Source organism: Vibrio sp. GJ43-1 (genome assembly GCF_055808835.1).
In genome coordinates this window covers 2,229,817-2,255,112 of record NZ_CM147884.1, presented here as the reverse complement: position 1 = coordinate 2,255,112, position 25,296 = coordinate 2,229,817, and the positions used below count along the sequence as shown (strand labels likewise).

The following is a 25,296-nucleotide window of genomic DNA, read 5'->3' as shown; positions in this document are numbered from 1 at the left end:
CCAGTAAATCAAAGAAGGGCGCTTATGCGCTCTTCTTTTGATCTCAATAAAAGAGTCTTTTGCTCTGAAAGTGCTCCAACCACTTAGAAATTAAGGGGTTTTGACAGAAATAAGATGCGATTTGTCTTTGAACCTTTTATCCTAACAAGGATTTTTTGAGGAACTGAATATGATCATCAAACCCCGAATTCGTGGATTTATCTGTACTACTACTCACCCAGTAGGTTGTGAAGCTAACGTAAAAGAACAAATTGCTTATACCAAAGCGCAAGGCCCAATCGCTAATGCACCAAAGCGTGTACTTGTCGTTGGTTCTTCTAGTGGTTACGGCCTTTCTTCTCGTATCGCTGCGGCATTTGGTGGTGGTGCGTCAACAATCGGCGTATTTTTCGAAAAGCCAGCGACTGAGCGCAAGCCAGAGTACTGCGGGTTACTACAACTCGGCAGCATTTGAAAAGTTGGCGAAAGAAGAAGGCCTGTATGCAAAAAGCATTAACGGTGATGCCTTCTCTCACGAAGCAAAACAAAAAGTTATCGATCTGATTAAAGAAGACCTTGGTCAAATTGATATGGTGGTTTACTCACTAGCATCGCCAGTGCGTAAGTTACCGGATACGCGGTGAGCTAATTCGTTCATCGCTAAAACCAATTGGCGAGACGTACACGTCTACCGCGGTTGACACTAACTCTGACACGATTATTGAAGCAAGCGTTGAGCCTGCAACAGAAGAAGAGATCAAAGATACCGTTACCGTTATGGGTGGCGAGGATTGGGAATTGTGGGTTAACGCACTGTCTGATGCTGGTGTCTTGGCTCGATGGCTGTAAGACTGTCGCTTACTCATACATTGGTACAGAGCTAACGTGGCCAATCTACTGGGAAGGCGCATTGGGTAAAGCGAAAATGGACTTAGACCGTGCTGCGTCTGAGCTAAACGCTAAGCTTGCAGAAAAGGGCGGCAGTGCAAACGTTGCTGTGCTTAAATCTGTTGTGACTCAAGCAAGTTCAGCAATCCCTGTTATGCCATTATATATCGCGATGGTCTTTAAGAAGATGCGCGAAGAAGGTATTCATGAAGGTTGTATGGAACAGATCCACCGTATGTTCTCACAGCGTCTATATAAAGAAGACGGCACAGCACCTGAAGTAGACGACAAAAACCGTCTGCGCCTTGATGACTGGGAACTGCGCGAAGACATTCAGAAGCACTGTGAGGCACTATGGCCACAGATTACTTCTGAAAACTTGAAAGAGCTAACGGATTACGTTGAGTACAAAGAAGAGTTCTTGAAGCTATTTGGCTTTGGTGTGGAAGGCGTAGACTATGAAGCGGATATCTCTCCACTTGTAGAGTTTGACGTTATCGACCTATAAATAGTGAATTGGCGAGTATAAAACCGAAGAAGGAAGCCTAGTGCTTCCTTCTTTTTTTATTCACTATGTACCTTATTCACTATGTACCTTATTCGCTATGTACCTTATTCAGCATTCACCTTATTCGCCGTGCACCTTAATATCATCGAGTCGCTGTCCGTTCGCCAGTTGAATAATCGCCGTTGCTTCTGAGTTGAAATGGTTGTTTTCATCGTGCATGTTATCAATTTCAATCACTTCACTTCCTAGTAGAAGGTGTCCATCGCGATAGACATTGGCGTGGCCGTTTTTATTGAGTCTGACGTAATAATCTAAAGTATCCATACTGTTCACCTAAATGCCGTTTACTTGAATGGGTAAGGCGTTGCCAAAGACGTTTAACGCTCACACTATTAAAACGCTTACACTACTAATAATAGGAAAACTGGTTGGTAATTCAATCTTCATTATTATGTCATTGACTCGTCATATGAAGACGCCGGACAGTAAAAATGTGACGAGAGATAGAATTCGATTGTTATTTAACACTCATTAGTTACAATGTCGCACTGCGCTAAAGCGTGCATCTGTATTTGCACTCAATACCGCAACTCTCTCTATAAATAGTGACAGTCTTACCCTGCGTAAGGTTGTTAATCATTAATGCAAGTCTTGCTTGGTGTGCAAGACCACTGTAATAGGATTATACATGCCTGTAATTACTCTTCCTGACGGCAGTCAGCGTTCATTTGATGCCCCTGTTTCTACTCTAGATGTTGCCCTTTCTATCGGTCCTGGTTTAGCGAAAGCAACCATTGCTGGCCGTGTAGATGGCGAACGTGTAGATGCTTGTGATCTCATCGAAAATGATGCAAGCCTAGAAATCATCACGGCAAAAGATGAAGACGGTCTAGAGATCGTTCGTCACTCTTGTGCTCACTTATTGGGACATGCGATTAAGCAATTGTACCCAGACGTAAAAATGGCGATTGGTCCTACGATCGACAATGGCTTTTATTACGATATCGATCTAGAAGAATCTCTAACACAAGATGATATAGAGAAGATCGAAAAGCGCATGAAAGAGCTTGCTAAAACCAAATATCAAGTGGTTAAGAAAAAAGTAAGCTGGCAAGAAGCGCGCGACGCATTTGAAAGCCGCGGCGAAACTTACAAAATTGAAATCTTGGATGAAAACGTCTCTAAAGATGATCGTCCAGGTTTATACCATCACGAAGAATACATCGACATGTGTCGTGGTCCACATGTGCCAAACATGAGCTTCTGCCAGCACTTTAAACTGCTGAACGTAGCAGGCGCATACTGGCGTGGTAACAGCGACAACAAGATGTTGCAACGTATCTATGGTACGGCATTCCACGACAAGAAAGCACTGAAGGCGCATCTAACACGCCTAGAAGAAGCAGCGAAGCGTGACCACCGTAAAATTGGTAAACATCTGGACTTGTTCCACATGCAGCAAGAAGCACCGGGTATGGTGTTCTGGCACCACAATGGTTGGTCTATCTTCCGTGATCTTGAAGTCTTTGTTCGTGAGAAGCTAACAGAATACGATTACCAAGAAGTAAAAGGCCCATTGATGATGGACCGCGTACTTTGGGAGCGTTCTGGCCACTGGGACAAATATGCAGAAGCGATGTTTACGACCTCTTCAGAGAACCGTGAATACGCTATCAAACCAATGAACTGTCCTGGTCACGTCCAGATCTTTAACCAAGGTCTTAAGTCGTACCGTGATTTACCGTTGCGTATGGCTGAGTTTGGCTCTTGTCACCGTAATGAGCCGTCTGGTGCCTTGCACGGCATTATGCGTGTTCGTGGCTTTACACAAGATGATGCACACGTATTCTGTACCGAGCAGCAAGTTCAGCAAGAAGTGAAATCTTGTATTGAAATGGTCTACGATACATACCAGACGTTTGGTTTTGACAATATCGTTGTTAAGCTATCTACGCGTCCTGAAAAACGTGTTGGTTCTGATGAAATGTGGGACCGTGCAGAGTCGGATTTAGAGCTTGCGCTTAAATCTATGGACATCGCATACGAGATTCAAGAAGGCGAGGGTGCATTTTATGGACCTAAAATTGAATTTACTTTGCATGATTGTTTGGACCGAGCTTGGCAATGTGGTACAGTGCAGCTCGATTTTGCACTACCAGAGCGTTTAGGGGCAACTTACGTAGGCGAAGATAACGAGCGTCACACGCCAGTTATGATTCACCGCGCGATTTTAGGTTCACTAGAGCGCTTTATTGGTATTCTAATTGAAGAATATGCAGGCTTCTTCCCAACATGGTTAGCTCCAGAGCAAGCTGTTGTTATGGGAATTACTGACAAACAGTCTGAATATGTTCAAGAAATTACGAAAAAACTGCAAAAAAGTGGAATTAGAGCCAAAGCGGACTTGAGAAATGAGAAGATTGGCTTTAAAATCCGCGAACATACTTTGAAACGTGTACCGTATATGCTTGTTTGTGGCGACCAAGAAATGGAAGCTGGAGAAATTGCAGTACGTACTCGTAAGGGCAACGATTTAGGTAAATTTAAAGTGGATGACTTTATCGCATACATCCAAGCCGAAATCGCAAGCCGTAAGCTCAATCTGGAGGAATAACCTATTAAAGGCGGAAGACGTGGCCAACAACCGAGCCAAACAAAACCAGCACCGTTTAAACGGTGAGATTCGTGGCATTCGTGAAGTTCGTCTAACAGGTGCAGATGGTGAACCTGTTGGTGTCGTTCTGATTCAAGAAGCGCTAGATGCAGCTGTAGAAGCTGGTATGGATCTCGTAGAGATCAGCCCTAACGCCGAGCCACCAGTTTGTCGTGTGATGGACTATGGTAAGTTCCTCTTTGAAAAGAGCAAAGCTGCTAAAGAGCAGAAGAAAAAGCAAAAACAGGTTCAGATTAAGGAAATAAAATTCCGTCCTGGAACTGATATTGGAGACTATCAGGTAAAACTACGCAACCTGACTGGTTTCCTTGAAGACGGCAACAAAGTGAAGGTAACAATTCGCTTCCGTGGCCGCGAAATGGCTCACCAAGACATCGGTGTTGACGTTCTACATCGTTTGAAAGCGGATACTGAAGAATTTGCAGTAGTCGAATCTTTCCCAACGAGAATTGAAGGTCGCCAGATGATCATGGTGTTGGCCCCTAAGAAGAAGTAATTTACGGCTTGCAAGTAATATAACCTTGCCGTCCCTTTCTAAAGAAGGAAACGGTAGGGTTTTATTCGCCTAATTACTATTGTTTAATTAACTCAACAATGCGGAGTTCTTCATCATGCCTAAGATGAAATCCAACAAAGGTGCAGCTAAGCGTTTTAAGAAAACAGCTGGTGGTATCAAATTTAAGCACGCTGGTAAACGTCACATCCTGACTAAGCGTACTACTAAGAACAAGCGTCAACTACGTCCGAATGCAATTCTTCCTAAATGTGAAGTTGCTGCAGTTCTACGTATGTTGCCATACGCTTAATTCTTTTTAGTTTATCAATCGTTTAGTTTAGGAGAGACATAATGCCTCGCGTAAAACGTGGTGTACAAGCTCGTGCACGTCATAAGAAAGTTCTAAAACAAGCTAAAGGTTACTACGGAGCACGTTCACGTGTTTACCGCGTAGCTTTCCAAGCTGTTACTAAAGCAGGTCAATACGCTTACCGTGACCGTCGCAACAAGAAACGTCAATTCCGTCAACTGTGGATTGCACGTATCAACGCGGCTTCTCGTCAAAATGGTCTATCTTACAGCCGTTTCATCAACGGTCTTAAGAAAGCATCTATCGAGATCGATCGTAAGATCCTTGCTGATATCGCTGTATTCGACAAAGCTGCATTTGCAGTTCTAGTTGAAAAAGCGAAAGCTGCTCTTTAATTAGCAGTTTAGATCTTTGATAAAGGAGAGCATTTGCTCTCCTTTTTTATTGCCTAAATTTTATTGCCTACAGTAAGTTGGATAGTGGGCTTTTTACTCCACTAGCGCCACGATTCACTACATGAGTATATATCTGGGTGGTTTTAATATCCGTATGGCCAAGTTGTTCTTGAACTGTGCGAATATCTGCACCACTTTCGAGAAGGTGAGTTGCAAAGGAATGTCGCAAAGTGTGACAGCTTACCGACTTACTGATACCCGCCTTTTTTACCGCTTGTTTGACGACTTTTTGAAGGCTCGTCTCATTAATATGATGACGATAGAGCCGCTTTGATGCAGGATCAACGGCCAATCGTAGCGAAGGGAATAAATACTGCCAGTTAAGTTCTTTGTTAGAGTTGGGGTATTTCGTTGCTAATGCATTAGGTAAAAACACACCTGAGTATTCTTTTTGCTTAAGATCTTGCTGCCAAAGCTTCATGACATTTTTTTGCTGTAGTTCGATTGCTTGCAATAGCTCTTTTAGCCAATGTAACAATACGGTTTTTATTACCTTTAGCTCGCCATATCCTAAGTGCACCATATTCAAAATCAATATCTTGATATCTAAGCCTTAAACACTCCATTAAACGCAGTCCAGAGCCATACATCAGTTGTGTCGGTAGCAAATAGTTAGCGGGAATGTTTTCTAATAGCTTTGTGACTTCCTTCGTTGTTAGAACCGTAGGCAGTTTTTTTCCTTTATGTGATTTTTTGAATTGAATATCTAACTCAATCGGGTTTCCAATTATGTGTTTATATAAGAATACTAAAGCATTGAGAGCGACAGCTTGGCTACGAGCCGCTAGGTTTCGACTCGTCACTAGATATGAAAGAAAGTCCTCGACATCTTTGCTATTAAGATCGCGAGGATGCTTCTTGTTATGGTAGACAATGTATTGAACTATCCAGGTAAGGTAAGCATCAATGGTTCGCTCTGAATAATGCCTAGCACGCATAAATTCACGAATGTAATTCATAAAAGGAGATTTCATCGGCACTACCTTAAGTACTGTTTATACATACAGTTTATCAGTTTAGGCGTAAGATCCGAACTTAGACGGAAAAATTCAAGCTTTTGTGATGAGCAACAAGTTTAATACTACTTAGCTAACTGATTTTTCAGTAATAATACTCTAACATAGACCAATTCTATGATTATAGAAGGCGGTAGCGTGCGAGAAAGTGCGGAATAGGTCCGTCTATAAAGCGTTAGGAGTTTCGGGTAACTTATATGAACTGGACAATTTTAATTGCAATTGCTGGTTGGCTCTTAGCCATTCTTCAATTTGTATTTACCTTCAGGGAAGCTAAAGATAAAAATGAAGCTGAGTTGCTAGAAAAGACTCTCAATTATTTTAATCAAAGTGCTCAAGCCAGAGCAATAGGCATTAGTTTAGTCGAGGGAGTTTGGCTTAAGCGAAAGAAGAATTTGAGTATAATTTTACCTGTTCTCACTGCTCAAGTTTTGTATTTGCTCACCCAAGAGAAACTTGAAGCTCAAGAACATAGAAACATTTTTAGGCTTCTATTTTTAATTGAAAAATTATTGCCATATGCGACTGAAAGGCATACAGAACTTGCTGAAATATCAGAAGCACTAATGTGGGGCGCACAAAGCAATAGCGTATCTAATATGTCACTACGGAGTTGGTACAAAAGGTTTAATGGCGATACTGACATGTGGGATGCGGAGATTGAAAACTCCTAACAAACGGTTCAAGTGGATTCGTAACGCTTGGCACTTTTGGTGTCAATTTTGGCTCATGTGATTACGGATTTTAAATTTAGTTCGGTGTTGCGTCACTCACCACTTAACCGGGCGTTATGTTTCTCTCACTAGTGTCAATTGAGGAGTCCTATCGTGGAAATTTCAGATTACATTTCAATCCTAGCTTTAATGTTGGCTTTGATATCGGTTTTGTATACACGTTGGACTTGGTCGGAAGCTAAAAAAGCAAACGAAATATCTCGGCTTAATTCACTCCTTACTCTGAAACAACATTACTCAGATCTAGAACTGCGTGAACATGAGAAGTCTAAGGCTTGGCTCGACGGAAAAAGTACAAAAGTCAGTGATGGATATACAGAGGCTTGCGCGGTTGCTGCTGCAGAGTATCAACAAAAGTATAGAGAAGTGAGTGCTGAGGTAGAGAGGCTAAAGCCTGAGTTATTGAGCAACGAAACATAACAAATTGTTCAAGCAGACAGCTAACGTTTGGCGATTTTGGTTTGGTTGAGTTTAGTGATTACGGTGGCTTTGTTTGGGTGTAGTGGTAGTTAGCTGCTACTTAACAAGGCGTTATGCCCTTTGGAGGGGAGTTTATGTCTATACCTAAGAAATCAATATTGAGCGAGTATTCAAAAAACTCATATTTCTGTGATAGCTTTTCGAAAAAAATAGCATATAACAACCAATCTGCTATTGAAGTGTTTCTAGAAATAGCAGCTCAAACTCCTACTTGGATTGCCTTTCTGATGTCTATGAGAAACTCAGTTGTATCAAAACTCGGTTTAAAAGACTTGGGTGGTCTACAAGATCTCCCCCGAGATAAATTAGCTTCAGAATATGTAGTAGGTGAACGAGTCGGTATTTTTACACTGGTCAGTTCAACTGCGAACGAAGTTGTATTAGAAGACTGTGATAAACATCTTGATGTTCGAGTTTCTTTTCTTGTTGAACCTGAAGGGAAAACCGCAATTGTTCACGCCAATACCGTGGTTCATGTGAATAACGTGTTTGGTAAGGTCTATATGTTCTTCGTCACTCCATTTCATAAAATAATAGTACCTAGTTCCCTGAAAGGTTTAGAGCGGGCATAACAAATTGTTCAAGCAGACAGCTAACTGTCGGCGATTTTGGTTTGACTTGAGTTTAGTGATTACGGTGGTCTTGTTTGAGTGTGGTGGTAGTTAGCTGCTACTTAACAAGGCGTTATACGTTTAAGGAGAAACGATGATAATCATCTACGGAATTAGAGATAGACTAAATCCAATTAAGGCAAAGTTATCTGATGTTATTCAGTCTTGTATGACTGATATATTGACGCTTCCAGCTAGTAAGCGTGCTCATCGAATTGTTCCGCTCGATAAAGAAGACTTCTATTTTCCTGCCGATAGAAGTGACTCATATACAGTAATCGAGATTAACATGATGGAAGGTAGGAAACCGGATACTAAGAAAGCATTAATTAAAGAACTTTTCAATCGAATTGAAACTGAGCTAGGTATTTCGCCAGTGGACATTGAAATCACAATCAAAGAGCAACCAGCACATTGTTGGGGTTTTCGTGGCATGACAGGGGATGAGGCGCAGGATCTCAAATATCGGGTCAACGTATAACAAATTGCTCAAGTCGACAGCTAACGCTCGGCGATTTTGGTTTGGTTGAGTTCAGTGATTACGTGGCTTTGCTCGGGTGTTGTGTTCGTTAGCTGCAACTTAGCAAGGCGTTAGGTGCTCAGAGGAAATAATGAATTCAAAGGAAGTTGTCCTAGCTTTTTGGGATGCAATGAAAACTAATGATTTTGCCAAAGCAAGTGAATGGCTAAGCCCCAATTTTGAAGGTTTCTGGCCTCAATCAGGTGAGCTCATCACTGGTAGATGTAACTTTACTTCTATCAACTCTTTCTACCCTGCAAACGGTATTTGGGAGTTTGAAGTACACTCGGTGGTTTGCGATGGTGCAACAGTTGTGACTGATGTTTCAATTACAGATAGCGTCCAAAAAGCGCGTGCTATCACTTTCCATACCGTTGAAGATGGACTAATCAGTAAGCAAAAAGAGTTTTGGCCAGACCCAATGGAAGCGCAAGAATGGCGAAGCCAGTGGGTAAAGGTTGTGGAAGAATAGGCAACGCACCTAACAAACTACTCAAGTGGACGCCATAAGCTTGGCGGTTTTGGTTTGAAGTTAAGTGCACTTGGAAAGTCGGTCGTAAGCGCCACTTAGCAGGGCGTTAGGCTTCCATGACGAACACTCGTACATTTCGGCTAGAAAACCTTATTTTTCAAACAACTATTTCTATATAATGACGTCAAATCGTAAAATGATGGGGTTTTGAGTGAGCACGATAATGATTCCAGCGCTTTTAGTAATTCTAAGCGCTGCTCTGAGAGGGCTGATAGTAAACAAAAAGGGGACAATGTACATTGCTGGAGATATAGGCATTGGCTTGCCTGTGGACTTAACATTTGCAGCACTTTCTATCATTCTTTCAGCAAGCTTATTGAATGATACATGGGTAGGTAATCAACCTGGTTTGATTTTGATTTTGTTTACAACAGCAGTCATTCAGTTGGGCTTTTTGTTTACTCCATGTAAAGGCTACCGTGATAGTGGAGAAAACGGAAAAGCGTTTGGGTTATGGTTCATAAATATACTAATAACCTTTGGTGTTTATAGTTTTATTACCTTGGGGGTAATTAAGTAATGGGTGAATTAACATCGATTCAGTTTTTAGTAATGTTTGGTTTGCTTATTGCGTTATTGTCGTTGGCAATGGGAGCTTACTTTTTCTTTTACAATCAAAAAGGCATTCTCGTTACGACGAAGAGAAAAAGAAAGTTGAGTTAGATCTTTTGAGGCACAACTTGGAACTTCAAGTGTACGAACTTAATGAGCGTACTCAGAAGAATGCGGATAAATGGAAAGACACTTTCCACCTTCAAATTGACGGCAATAATAACCCTCAAACAGGAAAGCAACTTCAGTTAAATGGCTTTCTTAAGTCCGCTGGTATAAAAGAATCTGATTTAGTCGAAGATGATTTTGTATTCGTACTAACACCATTTCATAGTAAATATGACTCTGTCTATGAAAGCATTAAATCGGTTTGTGATAGTTCAGATATTCGCTGTATTCGGGGAGATGAGCAAAATTTCAAGGGTGACATATTCTCTCATGTTCTAACGAATATAGTAAAAGCAAAAGTAATTGTGGCTAACTTAGGGGGACGCAACCCTAACGTCCTATATGAGCTTGGTATTGCACATGCACTGGACAAGACAACGATTATGGTTTCCGAACTTACAGATGATCTCCCTGTCGACATTAAGTCAAAGCGGATTGTTACATATGACACCATTGACGAATTAGATAAAAAGCTTCCAATAGAGTTGCTTAAGGCAATGAAGTAAGCCTAACAAAGCAATTAAGTCGGATTCTGTAGTTGACCCGATCTAGTGGACACCTTCAATTGTAATTGGAGGTGTTTATGCCAGCTTATAAATCAGGTAAAAAAACTCAACAATATCTCACGGAATTTAAGGTAACTGCCGTCCGACTTTCGCTTCGAGAAGGAGCTACAGTTAAAAGCGTGGCGCTATCATTGGATATCCACCCTTATATGCTTTCTAAATGGCGAAAGGACTATAGAGAAGGGGTTATTTTGGAAGATAAACGTAAGAAAAGGACTAAGATCCCGAGTCAGAAAACTGAGTCTAGTCGGATTGCAGAGCTTGAACGTCAGAACGAACAACTTAAGCTCGAGAATGACTTGCTAAAAAAGTGGCAACGATTCGTTGCCCAAGAAAATCGACAAAATTCCGATTCATAGCCCATTACAAAACGCGTTATTCCATTGTATTGATGTGTCGTTTTCTATCTGTTTCCAAGTCGGGTTACTACGCATGGCTTGATAGAGAGCCAAGCCGCTACGATCAAGAAGAGCAGGCTTTGAAGAAGCGCATAATTAAAGTGTTTACTCAGAGTCGAGAGACTTACGGTAGTCCACGAGTTCATGCAGAGCTGAGGCGCCAAGGAGTTTTGGTTAGCCGCAAGCGTGTGGCTCGGATCATGAGAGAGCAAGGGCTGAGAGCGCGAAGTTATCGTATTTACATAAAAATGGCCAAGCTACATCGGTTCTATCAATCGATTAAGAATATTAAAAAAGACACACCAAAACCAACGGCAGTTAATCAACAATGGTCTGGAGATCTAACGTATATAAAGCAAGGTAAACGTTGGATGTATCTAGCGGTCGTTATCGACCTTTACTCGCGTAAAATCGTCGGTTGGTCGCTTGGTAGTAAGAAGAGTACACAGCTAACGATGAGTTCGTTGAGAATGGCAATTAGAAATCGAAAGCCACAAGAGCGCTTATTGTTTCATACCGACAGAGGCTCTGAATATCGAGCCCATGAAGTTCAAGCTTTATTATCAAAAAATGGAATTGTCCCAAGTATGAATCGTCCAGGTTATTGCACTGATAATGCGGAGGTAGAGTCGTTCTTCCATACACTCAAAGGCGACATAATTAGGAAAAATAGCTTTAAAAGTGAGAAGCAGCTTAGAGATAAACTTGCTTATTATATCCAGCATTTTTATAACCGTTATAGACTGCACTCAAGTCTTGGATATCGAACCCCACATGAATATGAAGTAGCGACGGGTTAAAGATAATAGGGTGTCCATTTTATCGGGTGAAGATCATTCATGAACGCGTGCCAACTCGCTTACGCTCAAGCATGGCACACGTTCATTCACCGCTTATTGCGGCGTTATGTGGCAGGAGGCTACGTGCAGTTCACATATAGGGAAACAACACCAAGCGATAAGGATTTTTCAAATCTAGTAGCAGAGTTGAGTTCAGAGCTTAGAGCTCTTACATCAGACTCTGGCGAGAATTCATTCCATGCGGATTCTTTTAGTTTGGATACTGACATTTGTTTAGTCATCTATCAAAGTGAAAAAGCTGTCGCATGCGGTTCATTTCGTAAGCATGACAGTGATACCTGTGAGTTGAAGCGAATGTACTCAAAGTACCGAGGAGCGGGTAGTTATCTAATCACCCAGCTTGAGAGTTGTGCGGTGATCAAAGGTTACAAGCGCTCAGTACTTTCAACACGCAAGGTCAATGACAATGCAGTGTGTTTCTACGAGCGACATGGTTACTCAAAAGTTAGCGCTTATGGAAAATACGTCCATGCAAGCAAGTCTGTTTGTTTGGGCAAGTCGTTAGCCACATAACAAACTACTCAAGTGGACGCCATAAGCTTGGCGGTTTTGGTTTGAAGTTAAGTGCGCTTGGTAAGTTAATCGTCAGCGCCACTTAGCAGGGCGTTATGCCCTTTGGAGGGGAGTTTATGTCTATACCTAAGAAATCAATATTGAGCGAGTATTCAAAAAACTCATATTTCTGTGATAGCTTTTCGAAAAAAATAGCATATAACAACCAATCTGCTATTGAAGTGTTTCTAGAAATAGCAGCTCAAACTCCTACTTGGATTGCCTTTCTGATGTCTATGAGAAACTCAGTTGTATCAAAACTCGGTTTAAAAGACTTGGGTGGTCTACAAGATCTCCCCCGAGATAAATTAGCTTCAGAATATGTAGTAGGTGAACGAGTCGGTATTTTTACACTGGTCAGTTCAACTGCGAACGAAGTTGTATTAGAAGACTGTGATAAACATCTTGATGTTCGAGTTTCTTTTCTTGTTGAACCTGAAGGGAAAACCGCAATTGTTCACGCCAATACCGTGGTTCATGTGAATAACGTGTTTGGTAAGGTCTATATGTTCTTCGTCACTCCATTTCATAAAATAATAGTACCTAGTTCCCTGAAAGGTTTAGAGCGGGCATAACAAATTGTTCAAGCAGACAGCTAACTGTCGGCGATTTTGGTTTGACTTGAGTTTAGTGATTACGGTGGTCTTGTTTGAGTGTGGTGGTAGTTAGCTGCTACTTAACAAGGCGTTAGTTGCACTTAGAAATTTAGTGGTCAAATCATTGTCCCTTTAGCTATGTAGCTACAAGCCCCAATGCTTAACTTTCTTTCCGGTGGCAGCGCGAAAGAGTCATTCGCTTTCGCAATCGAGGTTTCGCGGAACGGCTTTTTTTGTCCGTCCGTGAGCAACGGAAGTAACATCGTCCTCAATCCATTTTTCAGTGACTTCTGTGGTTTCTTTTTCGCGCCAACTCGCATTAATCGAAATATATCAGTTCTGTCAGCTATCAAGTATGGCTTGGTGATAGTAATTTAGCTTGCGGCAAGCAATGAGCATCTTTGGTGCAAATAAGAGAGTAGGGGCGTAGGCAACTAACAAACTACTCAAGTGGACGCCATAAGCTTGGCGGTTTTGGTTTGAGGTTAAGTGTGCTTGGTAAGTTGGTCGTCAGCGCCACTTAGCAGGGCGTTATGGCTCTCGAGATTTAATATCAATAAACTCACATTCAGCAATGAGTTATTTGTCGAGTATCCCATTTATTATTTACAGGTTTTCAAATATGCGTGACTCATTAAGACGCAAAGTCATTGAAGTTTGCCAAAAGAAACTAGATCAAAAGGGTGAGAACGTAGGCGTATCGTTTTACGCATTTTTCGCCAACAAAAATGATGACCCTGAGTTGCTAATGGAAGCGGCGACGTGGTGGATACAAGAGCACAAACTTGATCATTTCGAGAAAGCCAAGAAGATAAAGACAATGGTTGAGGCAGGGCAGTAAAGCCTTTGCTGACAGTCCAAGCCATAACAAATTGTTCAAGCAGACAGCTAACAGTCGGCGATTTTGGTTTGAATTGGGTTTAGTGATTACGGTGGCTTTGCTTGAGTGCAGTGGCAGTTAGCTGCTACTTAACAAGGCGTTAACTGCTTGGAGGAATCATGAGATTAGAGCTCCCGGATTTTTTAATTGAAGTGATGGGCTCTCGTTTGTACCAAATTGAAGTTGGTAGCTTTTCGCTCAAACAGAAGTCTGACTCTTACGGCAATCATCTAGAGACAGAGTTAGGTCAATTATGTTCATCTAAAGATGAGGTTCTGCGTTGTACTGAAGCTCTCAAAAGTGATTTTGTGCCTGATGGTTATTATGGCAGCTCTGAGTTAAGTGGTTATCCTGGTGAGATTTGCGACATTACAGACTTTTCTAAGATAGTCTGTTTTGGCTATTCATCTGATGGCGCACCTTTTTGTTTAGATTTTCGCGACGGTTGTGAACCATCCATAATTTGGTGGGACGACGTCTATTGGCGACGTATTTCTCCAAATTTTAAGTGTTTTATGGAACTCTTTGAGGTACGCAGTTAACAATCTGTTTAAGAGTGATTCGCAACGCGTGGCATTTTTACTATGCATTGCATTTGGTGTTTAAGGTGGTATGCGGAAGCATCGGTATTGCGTTGCTCACACCTTAACAGGGCGTTAGTTGCACTTAGAAATTTAGTGGTCAAATCATTGTCTTTTTAGCTATGCAGCGACAAGCCCCACTGCTTAACTTTCTTTCCGGTGGCAGCGCGAAAGCGTCATTCGCTTTAGCCCTCGAGGTTTCGCGGCACTGCTTTTTTTGTCCGTCCGTGGGCAACGAAAGTCACATCTTCCTCAACCCGTTTTTCAGTGACTTCGGTGGGTTCTTTTTCGCGCCAACTCGCATTTATCGAAATATGTCAGTTCTGTCAGCTATCAAGCACGGCGTGGCGATAGTAATTTAGTTTGCGGCAAGCAATGAGCATCTTGGTGCAAATAAGAAAATAGGGGCGTAGGCAACTAACAAACTACTCAAGTGGACGCCATAAGCTTGGCGGTTTTGGTTTGAAGTTTAGTGCGCTTGATAAGTTAATCGTCAGCGCCACTTAGCAGGGCGTTAGTTGCACTTAGAAATTTAGTGGTCAAATCGTTGTCCCTTTAGCTATGCAGTGACAAGCCCCACTGCTTAACTTTCTTTCCGGTGGCAGCGCGAAAGCGTCATTCGCTTTAGCCCTCGAGGTTTCGCGGAACTGCTTTTTGTGCCCGTCCGTGAGCAACGAAAGTAACATCTTCCTCAACCCGTTTTTCAGTGACTTCAGTGGTTTCTTTTTCGCGCCAACTCGCATTAACCGAAAGATGTCAGTTCTGTCAGCTATCAAGTACGGCGTGGTGATAGTAATTTGGTTTACAGCAAGCAATGAGCATCTTGGTGCAAATAAAAGAATAGGGGCGTAGGCAACTAACAAACTACTCAAGTGGACGCCATAAGCTTGGCGGTTTTGGTTTGAAGTTAAGTGTGCTTGGTAAGTTAATCGTTAGCGCCACTTAGCAGGGCGTTAGGTGAAAGAAAATAGGAAAATCAAAGCAAAATGATAAATAAGATAATTTCCAATTTTTATAGTAATACGAAGTTCAGTTCTGATAACGAAGTAGCGTTATTCAGAAAATTCGCGTTAGCTATTCAAGCTGAATCTAGTGCGACGTTTATTGATGAGACTCATGGTGGTGGTGTATGTAATGTAAGTTTCATAAGCCCTACAAATAAAAATGAGACTTGTGAAATTTCTGACTTGTTGATTATTTCACATTCCCAGTTGCGAAACGAGTGGAGAGCAACGTTTTGGCAAGCCAAAAAACAAGGTGTATCAAAATGGATAAATGTTGCACAAGACGGTTCTCAACTTGATTTTAAAGGTCAATTTAATCAATGGGATTTACTTAGTCGTAGACCTGAAGTGACTGGCGTTAAAGGTTTTCATCCACCAAAAGATATTCTTAGTGGCTTTAGTTCTCCTTCTATTGGTACATACGGTGTTTTCTATGAGAAAGGTGGTTGTATAGAACTTGCTCACTCAATAGCTGAATTCATATCTTGCCCATCTCCAGCCACTAAAAGCCCGACTCTGGCCATTAATGGTTATCTTTCAAAATACTCGATGTACGAGCAAGAAATGATCAATACATTGACTTTAAAAGGTTTTCTCGATGGTTTGTTTGACTTTAAAATAGGAGCAAAACTTAATAGCACCGAGAGTACTCATCGCTGGTTATTAGAACGTGTTCGTGGGAAATTGAAATCACAAGAAAAGCTACCCTTCGAAAACCATATAGAACATATTGAAGAGTTTCTAAACAATGATGTGTCAGACATAATCGAGTTTGATGACTTTAATGCTGGCTTATCCATTTTGTTGGTGAATACAGACGGTGAAAAGTCACCTAACAAACGCTTCAAGAGGGATTCGTAAACGCGTGCCGACTCGCTTTGCTCAAACATGGCACACGTTCACTCACCCCTTAAGCGGGCGTTATGCATACTATTTAGTTTTGGAGAACCAAATTGAAAGGAAGCTGTTTGTGCGGTGATGTTTCGTTTGAACTGTTGAGCGAACTACCGTCCATCTATCAATGCCATTGTTCCCTATGTCGAAAAGTTTCAGGTTCTTCGTCTAATTCCGCACTGATAGTAAAAGCGTCTAATTTCAGATGGTGCTCGGGTGAGCATTTAATTAAATCCTATTCCACCAAATCAGGCTTCAAGTCGGAGTTCTGTACTCAATGTGGTAGTCCAGTTCCTAATTTAACTACCAGTAGTGACTCATATTGGGTACCAGCAGGCTTAATAACAGGTGCTACTAATACAAGTGTATCGGCACATGTTTTTGTTAGCTCAAGAGCTGATTGGGATGAGGGTTTCTTAAGTGACAATATCCCTAAATTCGAGAAGATGCCGCTGTGAGCGACCAACGGGGTACGTTTCGTGGAGACGTATGCATAACAAGTTGTTCAAGCAGACAGCTAACGTTTGGTGATTTTGGTTTGGTTGAGTTAAGTGATTACGGTGGCTTTGTTCGAGTGTAGTGGCAGTTAGCTGCTACTTAACAAGGCGTTAGGTGCTCATCAATCAAAAGGAATTGAACACAATGGTTACATGTTACGTTCGGTATATTATCGACCCTTTCAAAGTATCTGAGTTTGAAGAGTATGCAAAAATGTGGATACCGTTGGTTACCCGATTAGGTGGGCAGCATAACGGGTATTTTCTACCTTCAGAGGGTGAAAATAACGTAGCTCTAGCGCTATTTACTTTTCCAAGTCTAGCGGACTACGAGGCGTACCGTAATAAGTCACTAGCTGATAGTGAGTGTATTAAAGCATTTAAGTTTGCAGACGATACACGCTGTGTTTTAAGTGTAGAACGTAGTTTCTTTAGACCAGTGTTTAACTGATAGTACGCACCTAACAATCGCTTCAAGTTGATTCGTAACGCTTGGCGGTTTTGGTGTTAATTTTGGTTTGGGTGATTACGGTTTAAAATTCGGCTTCAGTGGTGCGTAACTCACAACTTAAGCGGGCGTTAGAATTTTAGGTAAGTATTATGTTTGAAGAGTTTGATGTTGGGGTACTTGAAGATCCCGAATATAAAGAAGATGCAGTTAGAGAAGATATTGTAGCTCCGTTGTTACGTCGACTTGGTTACAAAGTCAGAGGCGAGCATAAGATGATACGAAGTCGCTCATTAACGCATCCTTACGTTTATATCGGAACGAAAAAGCATAAAGTTTCTATAATTCCGGATTACTTACTGGAAGTAAATAGTAATGAGTATCGCTGGGTTTTAGATGCAAAAGCTCCTCAACAAGACATACTCAAAGGTAAAAATGTTGAACAAGCCTTTAGTTATGCAATTCACCCTAATGTGCGAGCGGAAAAATATGCATTGTGTAATGGTAAAGAAATTGCTGTTTTTGATGTAAATAAAATGGAGCCAATACTGCATCTAAATATATCCAATTGGGAAAAGAATTGGTTAGAGATAGAAAAAGTCCTTAGCCCGACAGCTTTCACAAAACCTCATTTATTTAACTTCAAACCTGATTTTGGGCTTTATATGAAAAAGCTTGGTGCAAAGAGTGGGATATTCCATTCTTTTATTCCAATTGGTTTGCCGATGATAACTAAGGTTGAAGATGGTTTATACACTGCGTGCGTCAATGTCGGTTGGGGAGATGACTACTTGGCTACATCCTTTGATTTTGACACAGATAGGTTTCATCAGTTGCTCTCTATTTTGCCTGAAACTTTATCAACTAAAATATCAGAAGCTTTAACAAGACAACCTTACTCGATTGTTTTGAAAATGGATGATGCTCCTTTGGTAAATGTGCATGCAGTTCTTGGTGATGAAGTTCATGCCAATGAAAATGAAGAGTACTCCCCATTGTGGGTAACAGAGTTCTCCAGATAAAATTCTAACAAACGCTTTAAGTTGATTCGTAACGCTCGGTGCTTTTGGTGTCAATTTTGGGTTTATGTGATTATGGTGTCCACGTGAAGTTCAATGGGGCGTAACTCACAACTTAAGCGTGCGTTAGCACTCAGAGGAGAAACAGGATGTTTATCGCAGTCTATGAGTTTGAAATTCGTGATGGAACGGAATCAAGGTTCCGCGAAGCATGGCTCGAAGTAACAAAGTCAATCTACCAGCATTGTGGCAGTTTTGGTTCTCGTCTTCATCGTTCAGATAAGCCAAATGTAATGGTAGGTTATGCCCAATGGCCAAGTCGGGAGCAATGGGAAAAAGACCATCAATTCACAGATGAGCTCTTGAAATCTCACGCAAGGAAATGCGTGAGTGTTTAGTGAAATCAAGTACCGTTTATAAACTCGAAGTCAGCGATGACTTTTTGCAAACTTCTTTGGCGGAAAAGTGCTAACAAATTGTTCAAGCAGACAGCTAACGTTTGGCGATTTTGGTTTGGTTGAATTTAGTGATTACGGTGGCTTTGTTTGGGTGTAGTGGTAGTTAGCTGCTACTTAACAAGGCGTTATACGTTTAAGGAGAAACGATGATAATCATCTACGGAATTAGAGATAGACTAAATCCAATTAAGGCAAAGTTATCTGATGTTATTCAGTCTTGTATGACTGATATATTGACGCTTCCAGCTAGTAAGCGTGCTCATCGAATTGTTCCGCTCGATAAAGAAGACTTCTATTTTCCTGCCGATAGAAGTGACTCATATACAGTAATCGAGATTAACATGATGGAAGGTAGGAAACCGGATACTAAGAAAGCATTAATTAAAGAACTTTTCAATCGAATTGAAACTGAGCTAGGTATTTCGCCAGTGGACATTGAAATCACAATCAAAGAGCAACCAGCACATTGTTGGGGTTTTCGTGGCATGACAGGGGATGAGGCGCAGGATCTCAAATATCGGGTCAACGTATAACAAATTGCTCAAGTCGACAGCTAACGCTCGGCGATTTTGGTTTGGTTGAGTTCAGTGATTACGTGGCTTTGCTCGGGTGTTGTGTTCGTTAGCTGCAACTTAGCAAGGCGTTAGGCATCATGGAGGATGCATGATAATTAGAGAAATAGTTGAGTCCGATATTCAGCAAATGGTGGCTATTTATAACCACTACGTCGAAACTACATCTGTGTCGTTTGAAGAAACACCGATCAACGCTGCGACATTAAAAGAGCGAATTGAAATTGTTACCTCGGCAGGTTTACCTTGGCTTGTCGCCGAAACCAACGGACAAATTGAAGGTTATGCTTATGCTGGCCAATGGAACAAACGTTCCGCATATAAATATACCGTTGAACCCTCTATATATATTGCCGTTAACAACATTGGTAAAGGGATTGGTAAAGCTCTGTACACCTATTTACTCGCTTCCTTAAAAAGTAAAGGCATTAAAAATGCTATAGGTGTAATCGCCCTACCAAACCCAAGCAGTATTGCATTACATGAGAGTGTGGGCTTTAAAAAAGGTTGGCGAGTTTGACCGAATCGGAGTTAAGTTTGGGCAAGAAGTTTCCGTTGGGTACTGGCAACTAGCCCTAGATGCCTAACAAGCGCTTCAAGTTGATTCGTAACGCTTGGCGGTTTTGGTGGGAATTTTGGTTTGTGTGATTACGGTTTAAAATTTGGCTTCAGTGGTGCGTAACTCACAACTTAAGCGTGCGTTATGTTTCAACGAGGAAATGATGGAATATCAAGGAAGTTGTCATTGTGGAGAAGTTCAGTTTTCAGTTGAAGCTCCCGAAGTTATTGAGGCTGACTTATGCAATTGCTCAATATGTAAAAAGTCAGGCTTTCTTCATTTGATAGTACCTAACTCGAAATTTTCTTGTTGAAGGGACAGGATTGTTTAAGTACTTACACGTTTAATACGAATGTCGCTAAGCACTTTTTCTGTACCACATGTGGTTGTAAGCCTCTTCTACATTCCGCGCTCAAACCCCGATGGAGTGGACGTGAATATCAATTGTATCGACACTCCAATTTCAAAGGTTGTGGTATCGGAGTTTGACGGGAGAGAGTGGGAGCAACATGCCCACAAACTCGCCCACAAGAGCAAAGAAACATAACAAATTGTTCAAGCAGACAGCTAACAGTCGGCGATTTTGGTTTGGTTGAGTTTAGTGATTACGGTGGCTTTGTTTGGGTGTGGTGGCAGTTAGCTGCTACTTAACAAGGCGTTATATGCCTCTTGAGTTTTGATGAATAAAAGGAATTTCAATGATTTTAAATCATGTCTCCGTTGGAGTTAAAAATATCGAATCAGCAGTGAATTTCTACGACGCTGTGTTTGAAGCTCTATCTATTAATCGAACGCACCTAATTGAAGGTGTCGCGGCAGCTTACGGCACCAACTTCGAGTTTTGGGTTGGTCTACCGTCGGAAGGTAATGTGTCAAATGGTAATGGAACTCACATAGCCTTTAATGCTTGCAATCAAGAGGCAGTTGATAACTTTTACGCAATAGCCATTAAGTTAGGTGCAATATGCGAAGGGAAGCCAGGTTTACGCCCTGAGTATGGAGAAAGCTACTACGCTGCTTTTGTCCGAGACCTTGATGGTAACAAGATAGAAGCGGTTTCAATGTAGTAAGTCGTAAGGCATATAACAAATGCTTCAAGTGGATTCGTAACGCTTGGCAATTTTGGTGTAACTGTCGGCTTATGTGTTTACGGTGGTCAATTTAAGTTTGGTGGTGCGTCACTCACCACTTAAGTAGGCGTTAGGTGCTCATCAATCAAAAGGAATTGAACACAATGGTTACATGTTACGTTCGGTATATTATCGACCCTTTCAAAGTATCTGAGTTTGAAGAGTATGCAAAAATGTGGATACCGTTGGTTACCCGATTAGGTGGGCAGCATAACGGGTATTTTCTACCTTCAGAGGGTGAAAATAACGTAGCTCTAGCGCTATTTACTTTTCCAAGTCTAGCGGACTACGAGGCGTACCGTAATAAGTCACTAGCTGATAGTGAGTGTATTAAAGCATTTAAGTTTGCAGACGATACACGCTGTGTTTTAAGTGTAGAACGTAGTTTCTTTAGACCAGTGTTTAACTGATAGTACGCACCTAACAATCGCTTCAAGTTGATTCGTAACGCTTGGCGGTTTTGGTGTTAATTTTGGTTTGGGTGATTACGGTTTAAAATTCGGCTTCAGTGGTGCGTAACTCACAACTTAAGCGGGCGTTATGTGTTTTATCGAGGGGTATTATGGAAACTTATGAGCTTGTAAAAAAAGCGACCTCCTTAGCTAAGTCTAAGAAATTTGATGATGCAATACTTCTTTTGAATCAGCTCTTTGATTCCGATGATGTATCAGATGCGGAAGTAATTAAGGTAATTCCTTATTATCAAAAAGCTGGGCGATATAATGAGCTGAGGGAGCATTGTGAAGTTACTTTGATCCCCAAAGTTGTCAATATTAATAAGAAAACATTCAGTCACAAGTGTAAGGAAATTCAACTAGCATTTATAAATCTGAGTATATATAAAATCTACAATAAACTAGCTTTGTGTGCAAAGCGTGAAAAACTAAACTCTGATGTTATTGAGTTTAAAGCCAAAGAGAGTCTGCATTACCAAGTTTATGAAACTAACTTAGCTAACGGTGAAAAATCAGAACTCAATAAAGAGTACTTTGAGTTTATAGACCTTTGGGGAGCTGATGAAAGTCAGTGGCCAGAAACATTTAAGAAAAAGTTCGCCGTGTATTCAAACACATAACAAGCGCTTTAAACGGAACGTCAACAGTTGGCTATTGTTCGTTCCTCACAAATTTTAGCCAACAATTTCTGTCCGCTGAAGCGGGCGTTAGGTGATAGAGAAATCCGAAAACACTCTCTAAATGGAGTATCAAATGTATAAAGGATCTTGTCTTTGTGGTGCTGTAAAATTTGAAGTTTCAGGTGCTCTTGAAACAACGGATGCTTGCCATTGTAATCAGTGTCGAAAATGGACAGGACACTTTTTGGCTAGTGCTGAGGTGCCGCGTGATTCATTATCAATTTATGGGTCTGAAAACCTATCTTGGCACCACTCATCTGAAAAAGTTAGACGAGGATTTTGTTCGAAGTGTGGTTCATCTTTGTTCTTTGATCCCCTTGATACAGGCAAACACCATTGGACAGGCATATCTCTGGGAGCATTTGATACGCCAACAGGGACAAGTCTTGGGCAACATATCTTTGTTGCTGAGAAGGGGGATTACTATGAAATCACCGATGGTCTTCCTCAAAATGAGCACTGAAAAAATCACCTAACAAAGGCATCAAGGTGACACGTTACACTCGGCGGTTTTGGTATGGAGTTCAGTGCGCTTGGCCTGCTCGGTGTTGGTGCACCTTATGCCCGGCGTTAGTTGCACTTAGAAATTTAGTGGTCAAATCATTGTCCCTTTAGCTATGCAGCGACAAGCCCCACTGCTTAACTTTCTTTCCGGTGGCAGCGCGAAAGCGTCATTCGCTTTAGCCCTCGAGGTTTCGCGGAACTGCTTTTTGTGTCCGTCCGTGAGCAACGAAAGTAACATCTTCCTCAATCCGTTTTTCAGTGACTTCGGTGCGGTCTTTTTCGCGCCAACTCGCATTAATCGAAAGATGTCAGTTCTGTCAGCTATCAAGCACGGCGTGGTGATAGTAATTTAGCTAACGGCAAGCAGTCAGCACCTTGGTGCAAATAAAAGAATAGGGGCGTAGGCAACTAACAAACTACTCAAGTGGACGCCATAAGCTTGGCGGTTTTGGTATGAAGTTTAGTGCGCTTGGTAAGTTAATCGTCAGCGCCACTTAGCAGGGCGTTAGTTGCATGAGTCACCATTGTTGGAGATTAAAGTGTATATCAAGGAAGCATCTCAATTGTCTGGTGCAACACAAAGAGCAATTAGGCTATATGAATCGCTAGGTTTACTGAGTGTTTCACGTTCAGGAAAGTATAGAGTGTACTCGGATACTAATATCAACCTTATAAAGATGATCAAGGAAGCACAAACTCTTGGAATTAAGCTTTCTGAAATAGTGAACTTGAAAGATGGAAACGATGACTTCGATTGGGCTGTAGTAAGAGATTTTTTAACTGGGAAGCAACAAGATGTTGAGTGTCAGATCCGACAGCTTGAAGTGCAAAGAGAAAAAATCTTGAAATATCGGCAGTCGATTGATGTGTGCGTAAAGGGGTTGACTCTGACCTTTAGGTAAGACCTTAAACTGTACTTTTCTTCACTATGGATGTTTATCTTATGAAAAAAGTACTGGTTATAAATGCTAACCCAAAGAACCAAAGTTTCTGTAAGTCTCTAGCGAACAAATACGCTCTTGAAGCCGCTTTGACACATGACGTCAAACTGCTTCATGTTAGTGAGATGGATTTCGAAATCAGCTTAGACAGAGGGTACGACACATCACCCGTGTTAGAGAAAGATCTATTGTACTTTCAAGAACTAATTTTGTGGTCAGAGCACATTGTAATCGTAACACCTGTTTGGTGGGGAACTTTGCCAGCAAAATTTAAAGGACTAATTGATAGAGTATTTCTGCCAAACTTTGCCTTTAAATATGTCGATGGTAAGGCGTTCCCTGAGAAGTTGCTTTTAGGGCGAAGTTCAGAGCTCTATATTACATTGGATACACCACCATTTTGGTATAAGTATTTCAAAGGCAATGCAATTTATAAACAATTAAAAAAGTCAATCCTTGATTTCTCTGGTATAAAAAATCACTCGGCTACCTACTTTGGCCCAGTTGTAGGATCAAGTTCTGAGACAAGGCAGAAATGGCTAAGTAAAGTTTCTAAACAAGCGGGTAAGCTCCTATAAATTATACCTATGTGAAAAATGCAACTAACAAACGGTTCAAGTGGATTCGTAACGCTCGGCATTTTTTGCGTCAATTTGGGGTTGTGTGATTACGGTGGTTTAAATTTGGTTCGGTGGTGCGTTACTCACCACTTAACCGGGCGTTATGTACTTTCACGGAGAAATGGATTTGAACACTTCAGTTGTACATGTAGATATAAGACAAGGCGTACACTACATACTATTTAAGACCTTATTTGATGAGTATTCGTCAAAACTATCAGCAGAAATAGATCCTAATACTGTAAAGAATTTATTTGAGCTGCCATATTTTCATGGTTTTCTCTGTTTCTTTGAAAATCAGCCAGCGGGATTTGCTGTCTGTTTTGAATCTTACTCCACATATCGAGCAAAGAAAGTTATCAATATTCACGATTTCATGGTGTCTGATAACTTTCGAGGTCAGGGTGTAGGTAAAGTTCTACTTCATGGTATAGAGCGGTATTGCCAAGAGTGTGGTGTTCTTAAAATAACTCTGGAAGTCGATGACGAAAATACAGTTGCGAAAAGGCTTTATCGCTCCTGTGACTTTAAAGACTACCAAGTTGAACAAAAGGGCTTACAGCATTGGCAGAAATATCTGCGATAGCAAGTACATAACAAACTGCTTAAGTGGACGCCATAAGCTTGGCGGTTTTGGTTTGAAGTTAAGTGCGCTTGGAAAGTTAATCGTTAGCGCCACTTAGCAGGGCGTTAACTGCTTGGAGGAATCATGAGATTAGAGCTTCCGGATTTTTTAATTGAAGTGATGGGCTCTCGTTTGTACCAAATTGAAGTTGGTAGCTTTTCGCTCAAACAGAAGTCTGACTCTTACGGCAATCATCTAGAGACAGAGTTAGGTCAATTATGTTCATCTAAAGATGAGGTTCTGCGTTGTACTGAAGCTCTCAAAAGTGATTTTGTGCCTGATGGTTATTATGGCAGCTCTGAGTTAAGTGGTTATCCTGGTGAGATTTGCGACATTACAGACTTTTCTAAGATAGTCTGTTTTGGCTATTCATCTGATGGCGCACCTTTTTGTTTAGATTTTCGCGACGGTTGTGAACCACCCATAATTTTGTGGGACGACGTCTATTGGCGACGTATTTCTCCAAATTTTAAGTGTTTTATGGAACTCTTTGAGGTACGCAGTTAACAATCTGTTTAAGAGTGATTCGCAACG

Annotated in this window: 33 protein-coding genes and 2 pseudogenes; 33 read left to right on the top strand and 2 right to left on the bottom strand. The window is 41.3% G+C overall.

Features of this window, described 5'->3' with window-relative positions; all coding sequences use genetic code 11:
* Positions 1-169 precede the first annotated feature (169 nt).
* Positions 170-1,375: pseudogene (fabV, locus tag AC0L66_RS10845) on the top strand (enoyl-ACP reductase FabV).
* Positions 1,376-1,495: 120 nt separating this feature from the next.
* Here the strand turns inward: fabV and AC0L66_RS10840 are convergent.
* Positions 1,496-1,699 (bottom strand): hypothetical protein, encoded by a 204-nt coding sequence (locus AC0L66_RS10840; RefSeq protein WP_265676646.1) that lies wholly within the window; start codon positions 1,697-1,699, stop codon positions 1,496-1,498.
* 364 nt (positions 1,700-2,063) lie between these two features.
* Between AC0L66_RS10840 and thrS the strand changes: the two genes are divergently transcribed.
* The 4 genes from thrS to rplT all read left to right on the top strand — a co-directional run bounded on the left by thrS (position 2,064) and on the right by rplT (position 5,250).
* On the top strand, positions 2,064-3,989 hold the full coding sequence (thrS, locus tag AC0L66_RS10835) for a threonine--tRNA ligase (protein WP_265676645.1): 1,926 nt from the start codon (positions 2,064-2,066) through the stop codon (positions 3,987-3,989).
* Positions 3,990-4,008: 19 nt separating this feature from the next.
* On the top strand, positions 4,009-4,545 hold the full coding sequence (gene infC / locus AC0L66_RS10830) for a translation initiation factor IF-3 (RefSeq protein WP_473567288.1): 537 nt from the start codon (positions 4,009-4,011) through the stop codon (positions 4,543-4,545).
* A gap of 115 nt (positions 4,546-4,660) precedes the next feature.
* Positions 4,661-4,855 carry a 50S ribosomal protein L35 gene (rpmI, locus tag AC0L66_RS10825; RefSeq protein WP_250618111.1) on the top strand — a complete coding sequence of 65 codons (195 nt, stop codon included), beginning with the start codon at positions 4,661-4,663 and terminating at the stop codon, positions 4,853-4,855.
* 41 nt (positions 4,856-4,896) lie between these two features.
* Entirely contained in the window at positions 4,897-5,250 is a 354-nt protein-coding gene (gene rplT / locus AC0L66_RS10820; protein ID WP_004401084.1) for a 50S ribosomal protein L20, read from the top strand.
* A gap of 67 nt (positions 5,251-5,317) precedes the next feature.
* Here the strand turns inward: rplT and AC0L66_RS10815 are convergent.
* A pseudogene (locus tag AC0L66_RS10815) lies at positions 5,318-6,284 on the bottom strand (integron integrase).
* 239 nt (positions 6,285-6,523) lie between these two features.
* On the opposite strand from AC0L66_RS10815, the gene AC0L66_RS10810 reads away from it, so the two are divergent.
* The 28 genes from AC0L66_RS10810 to AC0L66_RS10675 all read left to right on the top strand — a co-directional run bounded on the left by AC0L66_RS10810 (position 6,524) and on the right by AC0L66_RS10675 (position 25,269).
* Positions 6,524-7,000, top strand: coding sequence for a hypothetical protein (locus AC0L66_RS10810; protein ID WP_473567283.1), 477 nt, complete (start codon positions 6,524-6,526; stop codon positions 6,998-7,000).
* A 153-nt stretch (positions 7,001-7,153) separates the two neighbouring features.
* Positions 7,154-7,480 (top strand): hypothetical protein, encoded by a 327-nt coding sequence (locus tag AC0L66_RS10805; RefSeq protein WP_473567281.1) that lies wholly within the window; start codon positions 7,154-7,156, stop codon positions 7,478-7,480.
* A 134-nt stretch (positions 7,481-7,614) separates the two neighbouring features.
* Complete coding sequence (locus tag AC0L66_RS10800) at positions 7,615-8,112, top strand: DUF2867 domain-containing protein (RefSeq protein WP_473567273.1); 498 nt, start codon at positions 7,615-7,617, stop codon at positions 8,110-8,112.
* A gap of 133 nt (positions 8,113-8,245) precedes the next feature.
* Positions 8,246-8,632: a tautomerase family protein gene (locus AC0L66_RS10795; RefSeq protein WP_112417450.1), complete on the top strand. Its 387-nt coding sequence runs from the start codon at positions 8,246-8,248 to the stop codon at positions 8,630-8,632.
* A gap of 130 nt (positions 8,633-8,762) precedes the next feature.
* Positions 8,763-9,143 (top strand): nuclear transport factor 2 family protein, encoded by a 381-nt coding sequence (locus AC0L66_RS10790; protein ID WP_428755120.1) that lies wholly within the window; start codon positions 8,763-8,765, stop codon positions 9,141-9,143.
* A gap of 211 nt (positions 9,144-9,354) precedes the next feature.
* Positions 9,355-9,723 (top strand): hypothetical protein, encoded by a 369-nt coding sequence (locus AC0L66_RS10785; protein WP_473567279.1) that lies wholly within the window; start codon positions 9,355-9,357, stop codon positions 9,721-9,723.
* Between the two features lie 172 nt (positions 9,724-9,895).
* On the top strand, positions 9,896-10,429 hold the full coding sequence (locus tag AC0L66_RS10780; RefSeq protein WP_473567278.1) for a hypothetical protein: 534 nt from the start codon (positions 9,896-9,898) through the stop codon (positions 10,427-10,429).
* 77 nt (positions 10,430-10,506) lie between these two features.
* Positions 10,507-11,687, top strand: a protein-coding gene (locus tag AC0L66_RS10775; RefSeq protein WP_473567276.1) for an IS3-like element ISVisp1 family transposase whose coding sequence is annotated in 2 segments (ribosomal slippage) — positions 10,507-10,792 and positions 10,792-11,687 — 1,182 coding nt in all. Because the reading frame shifts where the segments join, the coding sequence is not laid out codon by codon here.
* A 39-nt stretch (positions 11,688-11,726) separates the two neighbouring features.
* Complete coding sequence (locus AC0L66_RS10770; protein ID WP_473567274.1) at positions 11,727-12,260, top strand: GNAT family N-acetyltransferase; 534 nt, start codon at positions 11,727-11,729, stop codon at positions 12,258-12,260.
* Positions 12,261-12,376: 116 nt separating this feature from the next.
* Entirely contained in the window at positions 12,377-12,874 is a 498-nt protein-coding gene (locus AC0L66_RS10765; protein WP_473567273.1) for a DUF2867 domain-containing protein, read from the top strand.
* A gap of 643 nt (positions 12,875-13,517) precedes the next feature.
* Complete coding sequence (locus tag AC0L66_RS10760; RefSeq protein ID WP_265676643.1) at positions 13,518-13,736, top strand: DUF6500 family protein; 219 nt, start codon at positions 13,518-13,520, stop codon at positions 13,734-13,736.
* Positions 13,737-13,894: 158 nt separating this feature from the next.
* Positions 13,895-14,317, top strand: a complete 423-nt coding sequence (locus AC0L66_RS10755; protein ID WP_473567271.1) for an SMI1/KNR4 family protein — start codon at positions 13,895-13,897, stop codon at positions 14,315-14,317.
* Positions 14,318-15,342: 1,025 nt separating this feature from the next.
* The gene (locus tag AC0L66_RS10750) at positions 15,343-16,221 is read left to right on the top strand and encodes a hypothetical protein (protein WP_473567269.1); all 879 of its coding nucleotides are present in this window, start codon (positions 15,343-15,345) and stop codon (positions 16,219-16,221) included.
* A gap of 92 nt (positions 16,222-16,313) precedes the next feature.
* Positions 16,314-16,712: a GFA family protein gene (locus tag AC0L66_RS10745; protein WP_473567267.1), complete on the top strand. Its 399-nt coding sequence runs from the start codon at positions 16,314-16,316 to the stop codon at positions 16,710-16,712.
* A 184-nt stretch (positions 16,713-16,896) separates the two neighbouring features.
* Complete coding sequence (locus AC0L66_RS10740; protein ID WP_473567260.1) at positions 16,897-17,202, top strand: NIPSNAP family protein; 306 nt, start codon at positions 16,897-16,899, stop codon at positions 17,200-17,202.
* A gap of 149 nt (positions 17,203-17,351) precedes the next feature.
* A complete protein-coding gene (locus AC0L66_RS10735) occupies positions 17,352-18,221 on the top strand; it encodes a hypothetical protein (RefSeq protein ID WP_473567266.1) in 870 nt (289 codons plus the stop codon).
* A gap of 146 nt (positions 18,222-18,367) precedes the next feature.
* A complete protein-coding gene (locus AC0L66_RS10730) occupies positions 18,368-18,616 on the top strand; it encodes an antibiotic biosynthesis monooxygenase family protein (protein ID WP_473567264.1) in 249 nt (82 codons plus the stop codon).
* A gap of 206 nt (positions 18,617-18,822) precedes the next feature.
* On the top strand, positions 18,823-19,209 hold the full coding sequence (locus AC0L66_RS10725; protein ID WP_112417450.1) for a tautomerase family protein: 387 nt from the start codon (positions 18,823-18,825) through the stop codon (positions 19,207-19,209).
* 130 nt (positions 19,210-19,339) lie between these two features.
* Complete coding sequence (locus tag AC0L66_RS10720) at positions 19,340-19,768, top strand: GNAT family N-acetyltransferase (protein WP_473567263.1); 429 nt, start codon at positions 19,340-19,342, stop codon at positions 19,766-19,768.
* Positions 19,769-19,967: 199 nt separating this feature from the next.
* Positions 19,968-20,120, top strand: coding sequence for a GFA family protein (locus AC0L66_RS10715; protein WP_473569232.1), 153 nt, complete (start codon positions 19,968-19,970; stop codon positions 20,118-20,120).
* Between the two features lie 385 nt (positions 20,121-20,505).
* Positions 20,506-20,874 (top strand): VOC family protein, encoded by a 369-nt coding sequence (locus tag AC0L66_RS10710; protein WP_473567261.1) that lies wholly within the window; start codon positions 20,506-20,508, stop codon positions 20,872-20,874.
* A 167-nt stretch (positions 20,875-21,041) separates the two neighbouring features.
* Entirely contained in the window at positions 21,042-21,347 is a 306-nt protein-coding gene (locus AC0L66_RS10705; RefSeq protein ID WP_473567260.1) for an NIPSNAP family protein, read from the top strand.
* Positions 21,348-21,499: 152 nt separating this feature from the next.
* Positions 21,500-22,012, top strand: coding sequence for a hypothetical protein (locus AC0L66_RS10700; RefSeq protein ID WP_473567258.1), 513 nt, complete (start codon positions 21,500-21,502; stop codon positions 22,010-22,012).
* A gap of 133 nt (positions 22,013-22,145) precedes the next feature.
* Positions 22,146-22,535 (top strand): GFA family protein, encoded by a 390-nt coding sequence (locus tag AC0L66_RS10695; protein WP_473567256.1) that lies wholly within the window; start codon positions 22,146-22,148, stop codon positions 22,533-22,535.
* Between the two features lie 580 nt (positions 22,536-23,115).
* Positions 23,116-23,478, top strand: coding sequence for a MerR family transcriptional regulator (locus AC0L66_RS10690; RefSeq protein WP_473567255.1), 363 nt, complete (start codon positions 23,116-23,118; stop codon positions 23,476-23,478).
* A gap of 41 nt (positions 23,479-23,519) precedes the next feature.
* Positions 23,520-24,095 carry an NAD(P)H-dependent oxidoreductase gene (locus AC0L66_RS10685; RefSeq protein ID WP_265678028.1) on the top strand — a complete coding sequence of 192 codons (576 nt, stop codon included), beginning with the start codon at positions 23,520-23,522 and terminating at the stop codon, positions 24,093-24,095.
* A 163-nt stretch (positions 24,096-24,258) separates the two neighbouring features.
* Positions 24,259-24,723: a GNAT family N-acetyltransferase gene (locus AC0L66_RS10680; protein WP_428755031.1), complete on the top strand. Its 465-nt coding sequence runs from the start codon at positions 24,259-24,261 to the stop codon at positions 24,721-24,723.
* Between the two features lie 123 nt (positions 24,724-24,846).
* Positions 24,847-25,269 (top strand): SMI1/KNR4 family protein, encoded by a 423-nt coding sequence (locus AC0L66_RS10675; protein WP_473567253.1) that lies wholly within the window; start codon positions 24,847-24,849, stop codon positions 25,267-25,269.
* Positions 25,270-25,296 lie beyond the last annotated feature (27 nt).

Excerpts from the sequence above, each read along its gene's own strand:
- AC0L66_RS10840 (WP_265676646.1), bottom strand. The coding sequence starts at position 1,699 with ATGGATACTTTAGATTATTACGTCAGACTCAATAAAAACGGCCACGCC.
- thrS (WP_265676645.1), top strand. The coding sequence starts at position 2,064 with ATGCCTGTAATTACTCTTCCTGACGGCAGTCAGCGTTCATTTGATGCC.
- rpmI (WP_250618111.1), top strand. The coding sequence starts at position 4,661 with ATGCCTAAGATGAAATCCAACAAAGGTGCAGCTAAGCGTTTTAAGAAA.
- rplT (WP_004401084.1), top strand. The coding sequence starts at position 4,897 with ATGCCTCGCGTAAAACGTGGTGTACAAGCTCGTGCACGTCATAAGAAA.
- AC0L66_RS10810 (WP_473567283.1), top strand. The coding sequence starts at position 6,524 with ATGAACTGGACAATTTTAATTGCAATTGCTGGTTGGCTCTTAGCCATT.
- AC0L66_RS10800 (WP_473567273.1), top strand. The coding sequence starts at position 7,615 with ATGTCTATACCTAAGAAATCAATATTGAGCGAGTATTCAAAAAACTCA.
- AC0L66_RS10795 (WP_112417450.1), top strand. The coding sequence starts at position 8,246 with ATGATAATCATCTACGGAATTAGAGATAGACTAAATCCAATTAAGGCA.
- AC0L66_RS10790 (WP_428755120.1), top strand. The coding sequence starts at position 8,763 with ATGAATTCAAAGGAAGTTGTCCTAGCTTTTTGGGATGCAATGAAAACT.
- AC0L66_RS10770 (WP_473567274.1), top strand. The coding sequence starts at position 11,727 with ATGAACGCGTGCCAACTCGCTTACGCTCAAGCATGGCACACGTTCATT.
- AC0L66_RS10765 (WP_473567273.1), top strand. The coding sequence starts at position 12,377 with ATGTCTATACCTAAGAAATCAATATTGAGCGAGTATTCAAAAAACTCA.
- AC0L66_RS10760 (WP_265676643.1), top strand. The coding sequence starts at position 13,518 with ATGCGTGACTCATTAAGACGCAAAGTCATTGAAGTTTGCCAAAAGAAA.
- AC0L66_RS10755 (WP_473567271.1), top strand. The coding sequence starts at position 13,895 with ATGAGATTAGAGCTCCCGGATTTTTTAATTGAAGTGATGGGCTCTCGT.
- AC0L66_RS10750 (WP_473567269.1), top strand. The coding sequence starts at position 15,343 with ATGATAAATAAGATAATTTCCAATTTTTATAGTAATACGAAGTTCAGT.
- AC0L66_RS10740 (WP_473567260.1), top strand. The coding sequence starts at position 16,897 with ATGGTTACATGTTACGTTCGGTATATTATCGACCCTTTCAAAGTATCT.
- AC0L66_RS10735 (WP_473567266.1), top strand. The coding sequence starts at position 17,352 with ATGTTTGAAGAGTTTGATGTTGGGGTACTTGAAGATCCCGAATATAAA.
- AC0L66_RS10730 (WP_473567264.1), top strand. The coding sequence starts at position 18,368 with ATGTTTATCGCAGTCTATGAGTTTGAAATTCGTGATGGAACGGAATCA.
- AC0L66_RS10725 (WP_112417450.1), top strand. The coding sequence starts at position 18,823 with ATGATAATCATCTACGGAATTAGAGATAGACTAAATCCAATTAAGGCA.
- AC0L66_RS10720 (WP_473567263.1), top strand. The coding sequence starts at position 19,340 with ATGATAATTAGAGAAATAGTTGAGTCCGATATTCAGCAAATGGTGGCT.
- AC0L66_RS10715 (WP_473569232.1), top strand. The coding sequence starts at position 19,968 with ATGATGGAATATCAAGGAAGTTGTCATTGTGGAGAAGTTCAGTTTTCA.
- AC0L66_RS10710 (WP_473567261.1), top strand. The coding sequence starts at position 20,506 with ATGATTTTAAATCATGTCTCCGTTGGAGTTAAAAATATCGAATCAGCA.
- AC0L66_RS10705 (WP_473567260.1), top strand. The coding sequence starts at position 21,042 with ATGGTTACATGTTACGTTCGGTATATTATCGACCCTTTCAAAGTATCT.
- AC0L66_RS10700 (WP_473567258.1), top strand. The coding sequence starts at position 21,500 with ATGGAAACTTATGAGCTTGTAAAAAAAGCGACCTCCTTAGCTAAGTCT.
- AC0L66_RS10695 (WP_473567256.1), top strand. The coding sequence starts at position 22,146 with ATGTATAAAGGATCTTGTCTTTGTGGTGCTGTAAAATTTGAAGTTTCA.
- AC0L66_RS10685 (WP_265678028.1), top strand. The coding sequence starts at position 23,520 with ATGAAAAAAGTACTGGTTATAAATGCTAACCCAAAGAACCAAAGTTTC.
- AC0L66_RS10680 (WP_428755031.1), top strand. The coding sequence starts at position 24,259 with ATGGATTTGAACACTTCAGTTGTACATGTAGATATAAGACAAGGCGTA.
- AC0L66_RS10675 (WP_473567253.1), top strand. The coding sequence starts at position 24,847 with ATGAGATTAGAGCTTCCGGATTTTTTAATTGAAGTGATGGGCTCTCGT.